Here is a 17,057-nt window from a genome sequence, read left to right as displayed (position 1 = left end):
GTGAGGTGAACATGTTCTGAACAGAGGAAAGATGGTCGGCACGATGCCCCGAGACATACCGCCGTTGCGCGAGGTACGTCGCATCACCCAGAAGAAGCGCGACGCCTGGTGGACCGTGCTGCTCGTCGATCCGGTCGCCACGCCGCTCGTCCGGCTGACGGCCCGATGGACGCGCATCACGCCGAACCAGATCACCTGGGGAGCCCTGCTGCTCGGTCTGGTCTCCGCCGCCTGCTTCGCGATGGGGGACTGGCGCTGGCTGATCCTGGGCGCGGTCGTCTACCACCTGAGCTTCATCCTCGACTGCATGGACGGCAAGGTCGCCCGGCTCACCGGGCAGGGCTCCGTCTTCGGCGCGTGGCTCGACTACATCTTCGACCGCATCCGCGTCATGGCCTGTGCCGTCGCGCTGATGGCCGGCCAGTACCACCGCACCGGTGAGCTCATCTATGTGTGGCTCGCGGTGGTCGTCGTCTTCCTCGACGGCCTGCGTTACATCAACTCGCTGGAGATCTTCAAGACCCGGCACACGATGCGCAAGCAGATCAAGTCGCGTATGCGCGCCGCCCGCCGGGCCGAGAACGCGGCGGGCATCGCCTTCATGGAGGACCTGCTGCGGGCCAACCCCGAGGCCGACATCGAGCAGGACCTGCGCACCGCCTCGCAGGACGCGCGCGACGAGGAGGCCCTGGAGGAGCAGGAGGCCGTCCCGGCCGACGAGGCGCGGGAGGAGGCCGGCGAGGAGGCGCCCGTCAAGCGGCGCAAGGCGCAGGTCGTCGACCTGCACCAGGAGTTCCGCAGCCGCTTCCCGATCTACCTGCGCTTCCGCTCCTTCCTGCTGCGGCACCGCATCCGCACGCACCTGGTGAGCGGCATCGAGTTCCAGATGGCCGTCTTCATCGTCGGCCCGCTCGTCGACCAGGTGATCGGCGCGACCGTCGTCGCGGGCGCCCTGCTGCTCGTCTTCGAACTCGCCATCATCTACAAGCTGCTGCTGTCCACCCGTGACTTCGGCCGCACCCTCGCGTCGTTCGAGGAGTCGGAGCAGCGGCGGGAGTCCGGGGAGAACGGCGGGTCCGAGGGGAACGGGCTGTCCGCCGTCGCCTGATCCGTCCCGGATTCCGCTCCGGATTTCTTCACAAGTGAGGGCCCGCGTCACCTGACGCGGGCCCTCGCCTTTTGCTGTCAAGTGCTGTCGTCCTGGCACGAATTGCTGCGCCGCCTGGCCGATCTGTCTTGTTTGTTATTACAGAACCTTGTTGAACAAGTCACAGGTGTATGTAGGCCTTGATCTGATCGCGTCAATCGGACAGGGTTTCGTCCCAACCCCGGGACATCTTCCGGAGATTGACCGAGGTTGCACGAATTTGCGCGCCCCCACGCGCGTAGAACCGTGCGCGCACGCTGTCTTGTGCGCAGAACTTCACATCCCCCCACACACCACGAGGAGACCCCTCTTCATGGCAACTCACAAGCGTGGCCGCTCCATCAAGCTGACCGCTGCGATAGCCACCGCTGCCACCGCCGTGGGCGTCACCGTCCTCACCGGCGGCTTCGCCGGCGCCGCCGCCCCCGCAGAGGGCAAGGTCTACGGCCTCGACGCCAAGGGCGCCGTCTCCGGCAGCTACATCGTGCTGCTGGACCAGAAGACCGGCGCCGACGCGAAGAAGGACCTGGCCAAGGAGTACGGCGGCACGCTCGCGCGGAACTACAAGTCCGCCGTCAACGGCTTCTCGGTCAAGGGCCTCTCGGAGACCGAGGCCAAGCGCCTCGCCGCCGACAAGTCGGTCGACAAGGTCGTCCAGAACAAGAAGTTCCACATCGACGCGACCCAGGACAACCCGCCGTCGTGGGGCCTGGACCGCATCGACCAGGCGGACACCGCCGGCGACAGCAAGTACACCTACCCGGACTCCGCCGGCGAGGGCGTCACCGCGTACGTCATCGACACCGGTGTCCGCATCAGCCACAAGGACTTCGGCGGCCGCGCCTCCTACGGCTTCGACGCCGTCGACAACGACGACAGCGCCGACGACGGCAACGGGCACGGCACGCACGTCGCCGGCACCATCGCCGGTGACGCCCACGGCGTCGCCAAGAAGGCGAAGATCGTCGCCGTCCGCGTCCTCGACGACCAGGGCTCCGGCACCACCGAGCAGGTCGTCGCCGGCATCGACTGGGTGACCCAGAACCACCAGGGCCCCTCGGTCGCCAACATGTCCCTCGGCGGCGGCGCGGACGAGGCGCTCGACGCCGCGGTCCAGAAGTCCATCGCGTCCGGCGTCACCTTCGCCGTCGCGGCGGGCAACGAGTCGTCCGACGCCTCGCAGTCCAGCCCCGCCCGTGTCCCGGAGGCCATCACGGTGGCCTCCTCCACCAAGGACGACGAGCAGTCCGACTTCTCCAACTACGGCGAGATCGTGGACATCTACGCCCCCGGCTCGGACATCACGTCCGACTGGAACACGGGTGACGACGCCACGAACACCATCTCGGGCACGTCCATGGCCACCCCGCACGTCGTCGGCGCCGCCGCCGTCTACCTCGCGGGCCACCCGGACGCCGCCCCGGCCGACGTCGCCAAGGCGCTCACCGACGGTGCCACCCCGGACGCGATCAAGAACGCGACCGAGGGCACCCCGAACAAGCTCCTGAAGATCGTCGAGTAACACCCCGGTCGGCACCGACCGGCGGCCGTCGTGCTCACCCCCACGGGGCACGGCGGCCGCCTCGGCGTCCCGGGGACCGCACGGACACGCCCTAGGGTGTGCCCATGACGGTCAAGCGATACGCGGCGCTGCTGCGCGGCATCAACGTGGGTGGCGGGGTCAAGGCCAAGAAGGTCCCGATGGCGCGGCTGCGGTCGCTGATCGAGAGCCTCGGCCACACCGGCGTACGGACCTACCTGCAGAGCGGCAACGCGGCCTTCACCGCGCGGGTCACCGACGACGACGTGCTCGCCCGCGAGATCGAGGCGGCGATCGCCGCCGAGTTCGGCTTCACCGTCGAGGTCGTGGTGCGCGACCACGCCTACCTCACCGCCGTGCGCGACAACTGCCCCTTCCCGGCCGCCGAGTTGGAAGGCAAGCAGCTGCACGTCACCTACTTCTCCGAGCCGGTCACCCCGGAGCGCTTCGCCGCCGTCGACCCGGCCGCGTACGCCCCCGAGGACTTCCGCCTCGGCGACCGCGCCCTCTATCTCTACGCGCCCACCGGACTCGGCACCTCGAAGCTGGGCGCCCGCCTCTCCAGCGCCGCGCTCAACCGGGGCCTGATCGCCACCAGCCGCAACTGGAACACTGTCGAGAAGCTCGTGGAGCTCACGGCGCCGGAGGTCACGGCGTCGCAGTGAGCGCGTCCAGCCGGGCCAGCTCCCGCACCGTCAGCCGGATCGCCGCCGCCCCCAGGTTCTCCTCCAGGTGCGCGACCGAGCCCGTGCCCGGCGTCGGACACAGCACGGGGGAGTGGTGCAGCAGCCAGGCCAGCGCGATCTGCGACGGCGTCGCGCCGTGGTCCCGCGCGATCGCGGCGCACTCCGGGTGGTCGGTGAGGCCGCCGTTGCCCAGCGGGAACCACGGCAGGAACGCGATGCCCCGCGCCTCGCACAGCCGCAGCAGCGGCTCCGACACCCGGTCCAGGACGTTGTAGCGGTTCTGCACGGACACGATCGGCACGATGTCCAGATCGAGCGCCGCCCGCAGCTGCTCGGCGGTCACCGAGTCCAGACCCACGTGCCGCACCTTGCCCGCGTCCCGCAACTCCCGCAGCGTGCCCAGCTGTTCGGCCATCGGCACCTCGCGGTCGAAGCGGTGCAGCTGGTACAGGTCGATCCGGTCCGTGCGCAGCCGCCGCAGGCTCTCCTCGCACATCGCGCGCAGCCGCTCGGGCCGCCCCTCGACGTGCCAGGCCTCGGCCGACGTACGCACCACGCCGCCTTTCGTGGCGACGACCAGCCCCTTCGGGTACGGGTGCAGGGCCGCCGCGACCCGCTCCTCGACCAGCCCGGGCCCGTAGTTGTCCGCCGTGTCGACCAGCGTCACACCGAGCTCGACGGCCCGCCGCAGCACGGCCGTGGCCTGCGCGTCGGTGCCGCGCGGACCCCAGACCCCGGGCCCCGCCAGCTGCACCGTCCCGTACCCGAGCCGCCGCACGGGCAGATCGCCGCCGAGGAGGAACTCCGGGGCGGGCGGGGGTGCGGACGGGCCGGGGCGCGGGGAAGCGGACATGCTCCGACCGTATCCGATCGAGGACCACTCGGGATCCCGAATCCCGTGGCAGGCTCGGCCCCATGCGCTACGTGATCATCGGAGCAGGAGCGGTCGGCGGAGCCGTCGGCGGGCGGCTCGCCCAGTCCGGCCACGACGTCGTCCTGGTCGCCCGCGGCCCCCAGTACGAGGCCCTGCGCACCCACGGTCTGCGCCTGCGGACCCCCGACGGCGAACACCTGCTGCGGCCCCCGGTCGTGGACGGACCCGAGGCCCTCGGCACCCTGCGCGCCGACGACGTCCTGCTGCTCGCCGTGAAGACCCAGGACAGCGTCGCCGCACTCGACGCCTGGTCCGGCCGGCCCGTCGAAGGCGGCGGCACCGCCGCCGAGCGGCTCCCGCTCGTGTGCGCGCAGAACGGCGTCGCGAGCGAGCGGTTCGCCGCACGCGCCTTCCGGCGCGTGTACGCGATGTGCGTCTGGCTCCCCGCCACCTTCGTCGACCCCGGCATCGTCCGCGCCGACGGCACCCCGCTCACCGGCATCCTCCACCTCGGCGGCTACCCGGCGGGCGCCGACGACACCGCGCGGGAGATCGCCGCCGACCTGAAGCGCTCCCGCCTCGACGCCCCGGTCGTCGCCGACGTCATGCGCTGGAAGTACGCCAAGCTCCTCGCGAACCTCTCCAACGCGATCGAGGCGCTGTGCGCGGAGCGGACCTCCGACGCGACCCGGGCCCTGCACGCGCGGGCCCGCGCCGAGGGCGAGGCCGTCCTCGCCGCCGCCGGCATCCCCTACGCCTCCCCGGAGGAGGAGCGGGCCTGCCGCGGGGACCGGATCCGGCTCGAGTCCTTCGACGGGACCCCGCGCGGCGGCGGCTCCTCCTGGCAGTCGCTGAAACGCGGCACCGGCACGATCGAGGCCGACTGGCTCAACGGCGAGATCGGCCGCCTGGGCAGGGAGCACGGAATCCCCACGCCCGTCAACGACGTGCTCGGCGAACTGGCCGGGGAGGCCGCGCGCCAGGGCCGCCCGCCGGGCGCGACACCGGTCGCCGTACTGACCGCCGCCGTCGACGCGCGGGCCGCCCGCTGACACCTGTCGCGTTTGTTCAAGAGACCGAGCGGCCCGCTCCGTAGAGTCGACGGCATGGAACTTCGACGCGAGAACGTACAGCCCCATCTGAGCGAGTGTGCCGCCGAGTCCGCCCGCGTCGCGGCTGGTGTCGGCCAGAGCCGGCTCGGGGAGCCGTCCGGCTGCGGCGACTGGGACGTGCGCACCCTGGTCAACCACTGGGTGCTCTACGGCTCCCACGGCCTGGAGCACCGCGCCCTGCGCAAGGCGCTCCCCGACGAGCTGACCGCCCGCGACTTCACCACCGACCCCGACTGGGCGGCGGCCTTCGCGGCCCAGCTCGACCGGGCCGTCGCCGCCTGGGCCGAGCCCGCCGCGTGGGAGGGCGAGATCGACCTCGGCTTCGCCCAGCAGGCCGCCCCCGAGGTCGCCGCCCTGCTCCTGCTCGAACTGGCCCTGCACGGCTGGGACGTGGCCCACGCCACCGGCCAGGACTTCAAGGTCTCCGACGCCGCGGGCGCCGTCATCCTCGACGTCGTCTCCGCGAACGCCGAGATGTACCGCCAGTACGAGGGCTTCGGCGCCGCGATCGAACTGCCCGACGGCGCCTCGGACTTCACCCGCGCCCTCGCCCTCAGCGGACGCGACCCGCGCTGACCGCCGGGCCGCACCCGGTCACTCGCCGCGCCAGGCGTCCCGCCGCGCCCGGCGCACCGCGGGAGCCATGCCCAGGCCCGCGCCGACGAACAGCACCGCGAGCACGGCCCAGCCCAGCGGGCCGTGCTCGATCGCGGTCACCGTCACCAGGGCGGGCGCCGCCATCGTCGCCGCGGCCTGCCCCGAGTTGAACACACCCTGGTAGACGCCCTGGGCCCGGGCGTCGGCGAGCCCGTAGCCGACCGTCCAGCCGCCCGCCGCCGACAGCACCTCGGCGAGCACCTGCACCACCGCGCCCACCACGAGCACCCCGAGCGCCGCCATCGGCGACAGGCCCGCCGCGCACGCGAACGCCGCGCACGACAGCGCCAGCAGCAGCCCCGAGCGCCGCATCGCCCGCACCGCGCCCGGCAGGTCCTCCACACCCCGCGTGACCCGCACCTGAAGCAGCGCCACCAGGACGCAGTTGAGGATCATCAGCAGGGCCGCGGTCCAGCGCGGCGCGTCCGTGTGCTGCACGATCCACAGCGGCAGCCCCACCTCCAACAGGCTGTACTGCAAGGCCAGTACGGCATTGGAGCAGGTCACCGCGAGGTACGGCAGATCGCGCACCGCCCGCCAGCGGCTGCCCTCCGGCGCGTCCCGCTCCGCCCGCCGTCCCGCGCCGCCCGGCAGCCGCAGCACCATCAGCGCGGACACCGTGAACGCGACGGCGTCCACCAGGATCAGCACCGTGTACCCGGCGCGGCTGTCCGCCTGGAGCGCCAGCGCGCCGAACGCGCCGCCGATCCCCATGCCCACATTGGTGACCATCCGCAGATGCGCCCGCCCCTCGACCCGCGTCGAGGGCGGCAGCACGTCCGCGTACAGGGCGTTGCGCACGCCCATGCTCGCCTGGCAGAGCGCCGCGTAGCCGATCGCCGTCGCCAGGAACGCGGCGTACGAGCCGACCACCGTGTACGCGACCAGCATCACCCCGCACCCCACCCACAGCGCGGTCAGCACGGGGCGGCGCCCCCACCGGTCCGAGGCCCGACCGGCGGGCACCCCGGCCGCGATGCCGAACAGGCCCGCGATCGTGAGGCCGACGCCCACCGACGTGGCGCCCAGGCCCACGACACGGGTGAAGTACAGGACACTGACGGGGAAGAACAGGCCCCGCCCGAAGGCGTTGAGCAGGGTCAGCAACGACAGGCGCAGCAGCTGCGGATCGGTCGGCAGAAGACCGGCGAAGCGGGTGGCGGGCACCCGTTCGGCGGCGGACACGGGTGAGGGGACCGGTGGTGACGAGGTCATGACTCCAGGGAACCGGCCCGCCCCGCCCCGGCGACATTCTTTTAGCCCCTGACTAAAGCCGGCCTCCGTCGGGAGCCGGTTTCCGTGGGGAGCTAGCCTCTGGACAGAGCCTCGCCGGGGGAGCGGGGCGCCGGGGCCGTGGGGGCGCGCAGTGATCGAGTTCCGCTTCGTCGTCGGGGACCTCGCCCGCACCTCCTTCGCCTACTCCCCGCTCCAGGAAGCCGTCTACTCGCTGCGCTGCTGGCGCGACTCCGCTCGCTACCCGCACCAGCGCCCCTGGCTGCGCCGGCTGGGCCCCGCCTTCCGGCGCCTCGACGAGGCCGACCTGCTCACCGCGCTGATCGCCCCGAGACTGTGGATCCCGGACTTCCTCACCCCGCGCCCCGACCGCCCGCGCCCCGTCTTCGCCCGCCAGCTCGCCGAGCTGCGCACCACCCCGCCCGGCCTGCTGCGCCCCCAGTTCACCGCCGCGTACGGCGCCGACGCCGTGGACCTCCCGCCGGTCCTGCGGGACGGACTCGCCGACCCGGAGCGCCTCCTGGACCGCATCTGCCGTGCCCTGGACGACTATTGGCACACCTGTCTCGCCCCCGACTGGTGGCCGCGCGTGCACCCCGTGCTCGAAGCCGACCTCGCCCACCGTGGGAAGGTCCTCGCCGAGGAGGGCGCGGGCGGCCTGTTCTCCAGTCTCGACCCGCGCCTCACCTGGGACGGCGAGGTGCTCACCATCAGGAAGAAGGGCGACGGCCACCCGTGGCCCACCGCCGACATCGAGATCGGCGGCCGGGGCCTCGTCGTGATCCCCACGCTGTTCGCGCTCGGCGCGCACACGAACATCGACCCCACGCTGCCGCCCCTGCTCAGCTACCCGGCCCGCGGCCGCGCCACGATCTCCGAGACCCCGCCCCCGGTCACCGACGCGGCGCTCAGCCGCCTCCTGGGCGTGCCCCGCGCCCGCATCCTGCTCCTGCTCGCCGACCCGGCGTCCACGACCGAACTCGCCCACCGCCTGTCGGTCACCCCCGGCGCGGTCAGCCAGCACCTGTCCGTCCTCTACGACGCCGGACTCCTGCGGCGCACCCGCAGCGGCCGCAGCGTCCGGTACGCGCGCAGCGAGCTGGGGGAGCGCCTGTGCGGCTGAACCCGCTCAGCCGGCCCGAAGTCCCCGGGCGGTGGCGAGGAGTTCGGCCGGAAGGCCCGGCCCCGCGCACGCGAGGTCGATCAGCAGGTCCCGGTACGCGGGGTTCGGCAGCAGCGGCGCGACCTCGATGAGCGTGCTCAGGTCGGCGGGCGCGCCCGTGTGCCGGGCGCGGTAGGCGGCGGCCGCCGCGCGCAGGGCGGGCTCGGCGGGCTCGTGCCGCAGCCCCTCGCCGGCCAGCCGGGCGGCCTCGGCGAAGTCCCCCTGCTCGGCGCGCACATCGGCCAGGTCGAGATGGAGCGACCAGTTGGCGGGGTCGAGGACGAGGGCCCGCTCGAACGCGGCGACCATCCGCTCGGTGTCCCCCGCTTTCCGCCAGGTGCCCGCCCGCACGACCTCGGTGAACATCACCCGCTCGACGGCGTCCGCCCGGTCGCACAGCTCCAGGGACGCCTCGACAAGACCGCAGGCCCGCAGCATGATCGCCATCCGGGCGAGCGCCTGCGCCGCGGGCCGGCCGGCGACGACGGCGTCGAAGGCGGCGCGCCAGGGCCGCACCCGCTCCCGCATGCCGTCGCTGTCCAGGTCGTGGCCGTGGTCCATGGTCCGCATCGCGGCCTCGGCCAGCGCGTCCGCGCTCACCGAGCCGAGGAAACGGTCGTCGCCGAACCAGGGCGCGTCGGCCCACGCGACGTCGGGCCGAGCCCCCGTGACCGAGCCCATCGCCAGCGCGGCGGTGTCCATGTCGCCCCGCAGGAAACTGACGTACGACAGCGCGAGGACCGCGGGCAGGGAGGTCCCGCCGTCGACGACTCCGGCGAGGCCGTCGGGCCGGTCCCGCCACAGGTCGGCGAGGACGGCGTAGGACTCGGGGTCCGAGGGCGCGGCGGCGATCGCGGCCGCCAGATGGCGTACCGCTTCGGCGGGGTCGCCCCCGCAGTGGGCCATCACCCGGGCGAGGCCCACGGAGGCTGAGGCTGACGTGTTCGGCACGCGCCGAGGATAGACCGCGGTCCCGCGGGCACCCTAGGCCCCCAGCGCCGCCAACGCGCCGGCCGACGCCTCCTCGTAGCGCTCGATCAGCACCCGCGCCACCTCCGGCGCCGGTCCGAGGACGCCGGACAGGACGTCCGCCTCGGCCGCGCCCGCCGCGATGCGGTCCGGGAGGCGGCCCGGGGCCAGGACGTAGGGGGCGACGGCGACGCGGGCGCAGCCCAGGGCGCGCAGGGCGCGGACGGCGTCCTCGGTGCGGGGAAGGGATGCGGAGGCGAACGCAGGCCGCACGGCGCACCAACCGGTGTGCCGCCACTCCCGCGCGATGTCTGCGATCACTGCGATCGCCTCCGGGTCGGTGGAGCCCGCCGAGGCCAGGACGACCCCGGTCGTGGGCTTGTCGGCCGGCGTGAGACCGGCCTCGTACAGACGGCGGTCCAGGGCCGTCAGGAGGAGCGGGGACGGGCCGAGGACGTCCGCGCGGTGGACGCGCAGGGACGGCGGGGCCTGACGGAGGACCGCCGGGATGTCGGCCTTCGCGTGGAACGCCCGGGTGAGGAGCAGCGGGAGGGCGACCACGTCGCGGACGCCCTCCGCCGCGAGGGACTCCAGGACACCGAGCGGGCCCGGCACGTTGAAGTCCAGGAACGAGGTCTCCACGCGCAGCCCCGGCCGCTGCGCCCGCGCCTCGCGGACGAGGGCGTGCACCGTCGCGGCGTGCCGCGGGTCGCGGCTGCCGTGGGCGATCACCAGGAGGACGGGGCGGGACACGGCGTGCTCAGCTCCGGACGAGAAGGCCGCGGCCGCGCAGGACGCGCCGCTCCAGCGGGCTGAAGATCAGCAGGTCGATGACGATGCCGACGATCAGGATGAGGAGGATGGCGAGGAAGACCATCGGCATGGAGCTGGCCGTGCGCCCGTTCTCCAGGAGCTGGCCGAGGCCCACGCCCAGGTCCGGCGAGTTCGCGATGATCTCGGCGGCCATCAGCGAACGCCACGAGAACGCCCAGCCCTGCTTCAGACCGGCCAGGTAGCCGGGCAGCGCCGCGGGGAGCACCACGTGCCACAGTCCGCGCACGCCGGTCGCGCCGAGCGTGCGGCCCGCCCGCAGGAACAACGGAGGCACCTGGTCGACGCCGGAGACCAGACCGTTCGCGATCGACGGGACCGCGCCGAGCAGGATCACCGCGTACATCATCGAGTTGTCCAGGCCCAGCCAGAGCACGGCCGGCGGCACCCACGCCACCGACGGCAGCGACTGGAGGCCCGACAGGACCGGGCCGATCGCGGCGCGCACGAACTTCACGCGCGCCACGAGCAGCCCCAGCGGGGTGCCGATGAGCAGCGCGAAGAAGAAGCCGAGCAGGCCGCGCGAGACGCTCGTCCAGATGTAGCCGAGCAGTTCGCCCTTCAGCCACGCGGTCTGGACCTCGTCCCACACCGCCGACGGCGGCGGCAGCTTCGTCGGGTCGTCGACCACGCCGAACGAGACCAGGCCCTGCCACAGCAGGATCACCAGCACGACCGCCGTGAGCGGCGGGAAGATCTTCTCGCGGAACGTCTTCGAGAACGGGGTGCGCCCGGACTGGACCGTCTCCAGTGCGTCCAGGCCCGCCTCCAGACCCGCGAGGTCGTCCTTCGCGGCGACCGCGTCGGCGGGCTCCACCGTGGCGGTGGCCGTCGGTTCAGTCCTTGCCATGGCGGCGGATCTCCCCACGCAGTTGTTCGGTGATCTCGACGGAGAGCTCGGCGACCTCGGGGTCCTCGATGCGCCGCGGCTGCGGGATGTCGACCGTCCACTCGCGGGCGATCCGGCCCGGCCGCGAGGACAGCAGCACCACGCGCTGCGCGAGCCGCACCGCCTCGCGCACGTTGTGCGTGACGAACAGGACCGAGAGGTGGGTCTCCTCCCAGATCCGGGTCAGCTCGCCGTGCAGCACGTCCCGGGTGATCGCGTCGAGCGCCGCGAACGGCTCGTCCATCAGGAGCAGCCGCGCGTCCTGCGCGAGCGCCCGCGCCAGCGCCACCCGCTGGCGCATGCCGCCGGACAGCTCGTGGACCCGCTTGCCGTACGCGCCCTGCAGCCGGACCAGCTCGAGCAGCTCCTCGGCGCGGTCGCGCCGTTCGTTCTTCGGCACGCCCCGCAGCTTCAGGGCGAGCTCGATGTTCTTGCCCGCGGTCAGCCACGGGAACAGGGCGTGCTCCTGGAACATCAGGGCGGGCCGCCCGTCCGTCGCGATGGAGCCGGCCGACGGGGCGTCGAGCCCCGCGACCAGGTTGAGCAGCGTCGACTTGCCGCAGCCCGAGGCACCCAGGAGGGTGACGAACTCGCCCGGAGCGACATCGAGGCTGATGTCGTCCAGGACGAGCTGCGGGCCGGCGGGTGTGGCGAAGGACTTCGAGACGTGCTCGATCCGGGTCGCCTTGCCGTCCGCCACCGCGGCGGAGTCGGCAGCCTTGGCGAGGATGGTCGCCATGGTCGTCACCTCCTGGGAACTGGGTTGGCTGGTGGGCTACTTGACGCCGAGACCGGCGTCGTCGACCTTGGTGCCGCCCTCGGCCGCGAGGACCTTGTTGAGCGGCTTCAGGTCGTAGATCCCGGACAGGTCGGGCTTCTCCAGCAGGCCGGCCTTCACCGCGTGCGCCGCCTCGGAGTCGAGCGTCGCGGCCAGCGGGTCGTCCGTGAACGCGATGGACTTCCACGCCGGGTCGAGGATCTCGGCGGGCAGCGCCTTGCCGGAGTCCTGCTCCAGCTGCTTGTTGGCCGCCGCCTTCGCCTCGTCCGGGTTCGCGGTGATCCACTTGTTCGTCTTCACGGAGCCGCGCAGCACCGCCTCGACGACGTCCGGGTGCTCCTTCAGGAACTTCTGCGACACGATGATGTTCGTGATCACGAACTTCTTGCCGGGCCACAGGTCGGCCTCGTCGAGGATCGCCTTGCCGCCCTCGGCGACCAGCTTCGAGGCGGTCGGCTCGGGGACCCACGCGCCGTCGATCGAGCCGGACTTGAAGGCGTCCGGGGTGATCTTGTTGTCCGTGCGGATCACGGACACGTCACCCTTGCCGGAGTTGGCGTCGACCTTCCAGCCCTGCTCGGCGGCCCAGTTCAGGAACGCGACGTCCTGGGTGTTGCCGAGCTGAGGCGTGGCGATCCGTTTGCCCTTGACGTCCTTCAGCGACTTGATCTTCTTCGGGTTCACGACCAGCTTCACGCCGCCGGACGCCGAACCGCCGATGATGCGCAGCGACTTGCCCTGCGACTTGGTGAAGCCGTTGATGGCGGGGGAGGGGCCGATCCAGCCGATGTCGATGGAGCCGGCGTTCAGCGCCTCGATCTCGGCCGGGCCCGCGTTGAAGGTCGCGTACTTCGCCTGCGTCCCCTTCAGCTCCTTCTGGAAGAGGCCCTGCTGGCGGCCGACGAGCGCGGTGCCGTGGGTCAGGTTCCCGAAGTAGCCGATCTTGACGGTGTCGGCGGACAGGGCCTTGCCCTTCGCGGCGACGTTCTCCTTGGCGCTGTCGGCCTCGGACCCGTAGCCGCAGGCCGTCGCGGTCAGCGCGAGCAGGGGCAGGACGGTCAGGGCGAGCAGCGAACGTCGCTTCGGGGAAGGGAAGTTGGCAGGCACGGGAGGGTTTCCTCTCGTTGGCCCGGCGGTCACACCGTCAGGGTGCGGCCGGGAGGTCGGCAGGTCTTCGATGTCGTCGAAGGGCGTGGGTGCGGGGGGTGAGGGCGCGCATGCGGTGCGCGTACGTCAGCACGCACATCGCGCGACCCCGCCCTGTCCGCTGCCGAGGGGGCCGCTGCCGACGCGGCCGCCCTCCTTGGCGAACGTCCCGTAGTAGTCGATGAGGGTCATGGCGGTCAGAAGTCCCAGCCCTCGTCGTCCGCGACCGGGAGCTCCTTCTCCGCGGCGAACGCCTCGCCGGCCATACCGGCCGCGAGCGTGGTGCCGTCGGAGGGGTCGATCAGCAGGAACGAGCCGGTGCGGCGCGAGGCCGCGTACGAGTCGAGGGCGATCGGCTCGGCGATGCGGACCTTGACCCGGCCGATGTCGTTGGCGACGAGCTGCCCGGGCTCCGGGTGCTGGGAGAGGTCGTCGAGGGTGAGCCGCGACGGGATCTCCTTGACGATCGCCTTGACCGTGCGGGTGGTGTGCTTGAGCAGCACGCGCTGGCCCACGGTCAGCGGGGTGTCGGCCACGTGGCACACGGTCGCCTCGACGTCCTGCGAGGTGGCCGGGGCGTCGTGGCTCGGCACGATCAGGTCGCCGCGCGAGATGTCGATGTCGTCCTCCAGGAGGAGGGTGACGGACTGCGGGGTCCACGCCACGTCGACGGCCTTGCCCAGCAGGTCGATCCCCGCGATCTTCGACGTGCGGCCCGAGGGCAGCACGGTCACGGACTCGCCGACGCGGAAGGTGCCCGCGGCGATCTGGCCCGCGTAGCCGCGGTAGTCGGGGTGCTCGGCGGTCTGCGGCCGGATCACGTACTGCACGGGCAGCCGGGCGTGGCAGCTCGTCAGGTCGTGGCTGACCGGCACCGTCTCCAGGTGCTCCAGGACGGTGGGGCCGCCGTACCAGTCCATGTTGGCGGACGGCTCCACGACGTTGTCACCGGCGAGCGCCGAGATCGGGATCGCGGTGATCTCAGGGACGCCCAGGTCGGAGGCGTACGCGGTGAACTCCTCGGCGATCTTCGCGAAGACGGACTCCTCGTAGTCGACGAGGTCCATCTTGTTGACCGCGAGCACCACGTGCGGGACGCGCAGGAGCGCGGCCACGGCGGCGTGCCGGCGGGTCTGCTCGATGACGCCGTTGCGGGCGTCGACGAGGACGACGGCGAGGTCGGCGGTGGAGGCGCCGGTCACCATGTTCCGCGTGTACTGCACGTGGCCCGGGGTGTCCGCCAGGATGAAGCGGCGGCGCGGGGTCGCGAAGTAGCGGTAGGCGACGTCGATGGTGATGCCCTGCTCGCGCTCGGCCCGCAGGCCGTCGGTGAGCAGCGCGAGGTCCGGCTCGGCGGCGCCGCGCGAACGCGACGCGTGCTCGACGGCCTCCAGCTGGTCGGCGAGGACCGACTTGGAGTCGTGCAGCAGCCGGCCGACCAGCGTGGACTTGCCGTCGTCGACGGAGCCCGCGGTCGCGAAACGCAGCAGGGTGGTGGCCGAAAGACCGGCCAGCTCCTCGGCAGTGGTGGTGCTCATGTCTAGAAGTACCCTTCGCGCTTGCGGTCTTCCATCGCGGCCTCGGACAGCTTGTCGTCGGCGCGGGTCGCGCCCCGCTCGGTGAGCCGGGAGGCGGCGATCTCGGCGATGACCTTCTCGATCGTCGTCGCGTCGGAGTCGACGGCGCCGGTGCAGGACATGTCGCCGACGGTGCGGTAGCGGACCAGCCGCGTCTCGACCGTCTCGTCGTCCTTCGGGCCGCCCCACTCGCCGGCGGTCAGCCACATGCCGGAGCGCTTGAACACCGGGCGCTCGTGCGCGTAGTAGATCTGCGGGAGCTCGATGTTCTCGCGGGCGATGTACTGCCACACGTCCAGCTCGGTCCAGTTGGACAGCGGGAAGACGCGGACGTGCTCGCCGGGCGCGTGGCGGCCGTTGTACAGCTGCCACAGCTCGGGGCGCTGACGGCGCGGGTCCCACTGGGAGAACTCGTCGCGCAGCGAGAACACCCGCTCCTTGGCGCGGGCCTTCTCCTCGTCGCGGCGGCCGCCGCCGAAGACCGCGTCGAACTTCTCCTGCTGGATCTTCTCGGTCAGCGGGACCGTCTGCAGGGGGTTGCGGACCCCGTCCGGGCGCTCCTTGAGGACGCCGCGGTCGATGTAGTCCTGCACCGAGGCGACGTGCAGGCGCAGCCCGTGCTCGGCGACGACCCGGTCGCGGTAGTCGATGACCTCGGAGAAGTTGTGGCCCGTGTCCACGTGCAGCAGCGAGAAGGGGATCGCCGCGGGGGCGAACGCCTTCAGCGCCAGGTGCAGCATGACGATCGAGTCCTTGCCGCCGGAGAAGAGGATCACCGGCCGCTCGAACTCGCCCGCGACCTCGCGGAAGATGTGCACCGCCTCGGACTCGAGCGCGTCGAGGTGGGTGAGCGCGTAGGGGCTGTCCGTCTCCTCGGAGACGTTCGAAGCTACGGTCGTCATGCGGCGAGACCCCTCTCGGTGAGCAGCGCGCGGAGCGCTGCCGCGGACTCCTGCACGGTCTGGTTCTGCGACTCGATGCGCAGGTCGGGCGACTCGGGCACCTCGTAGGGGTCGTCGACCCCGGTGAGGCCCTTCAGTTCACCGGCGGCCTGCTTGGCGTACAGGCCCTTCACGTCGCGCACGGAGCACACGTCGAGCGGTGTGGCCACGTGCACCTCCAGGTAGGCGGTGCCGGCGCCCTGGTGGCGCTTGCGGACGGCCTCGCGGCTGTCCGCGTACGGGGCGATGACCGGGACGAGCGTCAGCACGCCGTTGCGGGCGAGGAGTTCGGCCAGGAAGCCGATGCGCTGCACGTTGGTGTGCCGGTCCTCGCGGCTGAAGCCGAGGCCCGCCGAGAGGAACTCACGGATCTCGTCGCCGTCGAGCACCTCGACGGTGCGGCCCTCGGCGCGCAGCGTCGCGGCCAGTTCGTTGGCGATCGTGGTCTTGCCGGCACTCGGCAGACCCGTGAGCCAGATGGTGGCTCCGGTCACTTGCTTCTCCAAAGTCTCTGGTGCCGTCGTCATCAGCCGTGCAGTCCGCACTCGGTCTTGGCCCGGCCCGCCCAGCGGCCGGCGCGGGCGTCCTCGCCCTCCAGGAGGCGGCGGGTGCACGGGGCGCAGCCCACGGATCCGTAGCCGTCCGTCAGGAGCGGGTTGGTGAGCACGCCGTGCTCGGCGACGTACGCGTCGACGTCGTCCTGGGTCCAGCGGGCGATGGGGGAGACCTTCACCTTGCGGCGCTTCTCGTCCCAGCCGACGACCGGGGTGTTCGCCCGGGTCGGGGACTCGTCGCGGCGCAGTCCCGTGGCCCACGCCGTGTAGCCGGCGAGGCCCTCCTGGAGGGGCCGCACCTTGCGCATCGCGCAGCACAGGTCGGGGTCCCGGTCGTGCAGCTTCGGGCCGAACTCGGCGTCCTGCTCGGCGACCGTCTGCCGCGGGGTGAGCGTGATGACGTTGACGTCCATCACGGCCTCCACGGCGTCGCGGGTGCCGATGGTCTCCTCGAAGTGGTAGCCGGTGTCGAGGAAGACGACGTCGACGCCGGGCATCGCCCGCGAGGCAAGGTGCGCGACGACCGCGTCCTCCATGGACGAGGTCACGCAGAACGTGTTCCCGAAGGTCTCCGTCGCCCACTGGAGGATCTCCAGGGCCGAGGCGTCCTCCAGGTCGCGCCCGGCCTGTTCGGCGAGCGCCTTCAACTCGTCCGTGTCCGAGGTGATGTGAGCCGTCGTCATATCTTTTCCCCTCCACCGTCGGTGCGCCGAAGTCCCTGGGCGAGCAGCCCGAGGAACTTCAGCTGGAAGGCCCGGTTGCACGCCCCGCACTGCCAGGCGCCGTGACCCGCCTCGTTCGGACGCAGGTCCTCGTCGCCGCAGTACGGGCAGAAGAAGGGCGCGGCACGCTCGCTCATGACAGGGCCTCCCCTTTGTTCGAGGCTCGGTTCGCCTCCGGGGCGCCTGTTGCCGGTGTCGAGACGACGACCGTGCTCGGCCCTCCTTCGTCGGGCCTCCGC

The 17,057-nt window shown here is 72.3% G+C and carries 18 protein-coding genes; 6 read left to right on the top strand and 12 right to left on the bottom strand.

Going from position 1 to position 17,057, the window contains the following annotated elements; all coding sequences use genetic code 11:
- Positions 1-43 precede the first annotated feature (43 nt).
- The 3 genes from ACFW9D_RS00625 (at position 44) to ACFW9D_RS00615 (ending at position 3,352) form a co-directional block, all read left to right on the top strand.
- Complete coding sequence (locus ACFW9D_RS00625; protein WP_188336297.1) at positions 44-1,108, top strand: CDP-alcohol phosphatidyltransferase family protein; 1,065 nt, start codon at positions 44-46, stop codon at positions 1,106-1,108.
- A gap of 352 nt (positions 1,109-1,460) precedes the next feature.
- Entirely contained in the window at positions 1,461-2,669 is a 1,209-nt protein-coding gene (locus tag ACFW9D_RS00620) for a S8 family peptidase (RefSeq protein WP_188336296.1), read from the top strand.
- A 104-nt stretch (positions 2,670-2,773) separates the two neighbouring features.
- Entirely contained in the window at positions 2,774-3,352 is a 579-nt protein-coding gene (locus tag ACFW9D_RS00615; protein WP_384616457.1) for a DUF1697 domain-containing protein, read from the top strand.
- Here ACFW9D_RS00615 and ACFW9D_RS00610 read toward each other — a convergent pair.
- Entirely contained in the window at positions 3,336-4,226 is an 891-nt protein-coding gene (locus ACFW9D_RS00610) for an aldo/keto reductase (RefSeq protein ID WP_384616455.1), read from the bottom strand. The genes ACFW9D_RS00615 and ACFW9D_RS00610 overlap by 17 nt on opposite strands.
- Positions 4,227-4,288: 62 nt before the next feature.
- Between ACFW9D_RS00610 and ACFW9D_RS00605 the strand changes: the two genes are divergently transcribed.
- A complete protein-coding gene (locus ACFW9D_RS00605) occupies positions 4,289-5,299 on the top strand; it encodes a ketopantoate reductase family protein (protein WP_384616454.1) in 1,011 nt (336 codons plus the stop codon).
- A 54-nt stretch (positions 5,300-5,353) separates the two neighbouring features.
- Positions 5,354-5,935 (top strand): TIGR03086 family metal-binding protein, encoded by a 582-nt coding sequence (locus ACFW9D_RS00600; RefSeq protein WP_384616452.1) that lies wholly within the window; start codon positions 5,354-5,356, stop codon positions 5,933-5,935.
- 18 nt (positions 5,936-5,953) lie between these two features.
- Here ACFW9D_RS00600 and ACFW9D_RS00595 read toward each other — a convergent pair whose 3' ends face one another.
- Positions 5,954-7,231: an MFS transporter gene (locus ACFW9D_RS00595; protein ID WP_188336291.1), complete on the bottom strand. Its 1,278-nt coding sequence runs from the start codon at positions 7,229-7,231 to the stop codon at positions 5,954-5,956.
- Positions 7,232-7,382: 151 nt separating this feature from the next.
- Here ACFW9D_RS00595 and ACFW9D_RS00590 point away from each other — a divergent pair, with 151 nt between their 5' ends.
- Positions 7,383-8,372 (top strand): helix-turn-helix domain-containing protein, encoded by a 990-nt coding sequence (locus tag ACFW9D_RS00590; protein WP_384616450.1) that lies wholly within the window; start codon positions 7,383-7,385, stop codon positions 8,370-8,372.
- 6 nt (positions 8,373-8,378) lie between these two features.
- On the opposite strand, the gene ACFW9D_RS00585 is transcribed toward ACFW9D_RS00590, so the two are convergent.
- The 10 genes from ACFW9D_RS00585 to ACFW9D_RS00540 all read right to left on the bottom strand — a co-directional run bounded on the left by ACFW9D_RS00585 (position 8,379) and on the right by ACFW9D_RS00540 (position 16,955).
- Complete coding sequence (locus tag ACFW9D_RS00585) at positions 8,379-9,362, bottom strand: hypothetical protein (RefSeq protein WP_384616449.1); 984 nt, start codon at positions 9,360-9,362, stop codon at positions 8,379-8,381.
- A gap of 33 nt (positions 9,363-9,395) precedes the next feature.
- A complete protein-coding gene (locus ACFW9D_RS00580; protein WP_384616447.1) occupies positions 9,396-10,133 on the bottom strand; it encodes a sirohydrochlorin chelatase in 738 nt (245 codons plus the stop codon).
- A 7-nt stretch (positions 10,134-10,140) separates the two neighbouring features.
- Positions 10,141-11,061: an ABC transporter permease gene (locus tag ACFW9D_RS00575; RefSeq protein WP_188336289.1), complete on the bottom strand. Its 921-nt coding sequence runs from the start codon at positions 11,059-11,061 to the stop codon at positions 10,141-10,143.
- A complete protein-coding gene (locus ACFW9D_RS00570; protein ID WP_188336288.1) occupies positions 11,048-11,839 on the bottom strand; it encodes an ABC transporter ATP-binding protein in 792 nt (263 codons plus the stop codon). Before ACFW9D_RS00570 ends, ACFW9D_RS00575 begins: the two co-directional genes overlap by 14 nt.
- Positions 11,840-11,875: 36 nt before the next feature.
- Complete coding sequence (locus ACFW9D_RS00565) at positions 11,876-12,985, bottom strand: aliphatic sulfonate ABC transporter substrate-binding protein (protein ID WP_384616445.1); 1,110 nt, start codon at positions 12,983-12,985, stop codon at positions 11,876-11,878.
- A 236-nt stretch (positions 12,986-13,221) separates the two neighbouring features.
- Positions 13,222-14,562: a sulfate adenylyltransferase subunit 1 gene (locus ACFW9D_RS00560; RefSeq protein WP_188336285.1), complete on the bottom strand. Its 1,341-nt coding sequence runs from the start codon at positions 14,560-14,562 to the stop codon at positions 13,222-13,224.
- 2 nt (positions 14,563-14,564) lie between these two features.
- Positions 14,565-15,503 carry a sulfate adenylyltransferase subunit CysD gene (gene cysD / locus ACFW9D_RS00555; RefSeq protein WP_188336284.1) on the bottom strand — a complete coding sequence of 313 codons (939 nt, stop codon included), beginning with the start codon at positions 15,501-15,503 and terminating at the stop codon, positions 14,565-14,567.
- Positions 15,500-16,069: an adenylyl-sulfate kinase gene (gene cysC, locus ACFW9D_RS00550; protein ID WP_188336283.1), complete on the bottom strand. Its 570-nt coding sequence runs from the start codon at positions 16,067-16,069 to the stop codon at positions 15,500-15,502. Before cysC ends, cysD begins: the two co-directional genes overlap by 4 nt.
- The gene (locus tag ACFW9D_RS00545) at positions 16,069-16,779 is read right to left on the bottom strand and encodes a phosphoadenylyl-sulfate reductase (RefSeq protein ID WP_188336282.1); all 711 of its coding nucleotides are present in this window, start codon (positions 16,777-16,779) and stop codon (positions 16,069-16,071) included. The genes cysC and ACFW9D_RS00545 overlap by 1 nt, the downstream gene beginning before the upstream one ends.
- Positions 16,776-16,955, bottom strand: a complete 180-nt coding sequence (locus ACFW9D_RS00540) for a hypothetical protein (protein WP_188336281.1) — start codon at positions 16,953-16,955, stop codon at positions 16,776-16,778. Before ACFW9D_RS00540 ends, ACFW9D_RS00545 begins: the two co-directional genes overlap by 4 nt.
- Positions 16,956-17,057 lie beyond the last annotated feature (102 nt).

The organism is Streptomyces sp. NPDC059524 (genome assembly GCF_042749255.1).
Classification (GTDB): domain Bacteria; phylum Actinomycetota; class Actinomycetes; order Streptomycetales; family Streptomycetaceae; genus Streptomyces; species Streptomyces xanthii.
Note: the sequence above shows the minus strand (reverse complement) of the source record. Positions and strands in the feature narration are given on the sequence as shown.

Excerpts from the sequence above, each read along its gene's own strand:
- cysC (WP_188336283.1), bottom strand. The coding sequence starts at position 16,069 with ATGACGACGGCACCAGAGACTTTGGAGAAGCAAGTGACCGGAGCCACC.
- ACFW9D_RS00605 (WP_384616454.1), top strand. The coding sequence starts at position 4,289 with ATGCGCTACGTGATCATCGGAGCAGGAGCGGTCGGCGGAGCCGTCGGC.
- ACFW9D_RS00620 (WP_188336296.1), top strand. The coding sequence starts at position 1,461 with ATGGCAACTCACAAGCGTGGCCGCTCCATCAAGCTGACCGCTGCGATA.
- cysD (WP_188336284.1), bottom strand. The coding sequence starts at position 15,503 with ATGACGACCGTAGCTTCGAACGTCTCCGAGGAGACGGACAGCCCCTAC.
- ACFW9D_RS00575 (WP_188336289.1), bottom strand. The coding sequence starts at position 11,061 with ATGGCAAGGACTGAACCGACGGCCACCGCCACGGTGGAGCCCGCCGAC.
- ACFW9D_RS00540 (WP_188336281.1), bottom strand. The coding sequence starts at position 16,955 with ATGAGCGAGCGTGCCGCGCCCTTCTTCTGCCCGTACTGCGGCGACGAG.
- ACFW9D_RS00625 (WP_188336297.1), top strand. The coding sequence starts at position 44 with ATGCCCCGAGACATACCGCCGTTGCGCGAGGTACGTCGCATCACCCAG.
- ACFW9D_RS00545 (WP_188336282.1), bottom strand. The coding sequence starts at position 16,779 with ATGACGACGGCTCACATCACCTCGGACACGGACGAGTTGAAGGCGCTC.
- ACFW9D_RS00595 (WP_188336291.1), bottom strand. The coding sequence starts at position 7,231 with ATGACCTCGTCACCACCGGTCCCCTCACCCGTGTCCGCCGCCGAACGG.
- ACFW9D_RS00600 (WP_384616452.1), top strand. The coding sequence starts at position 5,354 with ATGGAACTTCGACGCGAGAACGTACAGCCCCATCTGAGCGAGTGTGCC.
- ACFW9D_RS00615 (WP_384616457.1), top strand. The coding sequence starts at position 2,774 with ATGACGGTCAAGCGATACGCGGCGCTGCTGCGCGGCATCAACGTGGGT.
- ACFW9D_RS00570 (WP_188336288.1), bottom strand. The coding sequence starts at position 11,839 with ATGGCGACCATCCTCGCCAAGGCTGCCGACTCCGCCGCGGTGGCGGAC.
- ACFW9D_RS00560 (WP_188336285.1), bottom strand. The coding sequence starts at position 14,562 with ATGAGCACCACCACTGCCGAGGAGCTGGCCGGTCTTTCGGCCACCACC.
- ACFW9D_RS00610 (WP_384616455.1), bottom strand. The coding sequence starts at position 4,226 with ATGTCCGCTTCCCCGCGCCCCGGCCCGTCCGCACCCCCGCCCGCCCCG.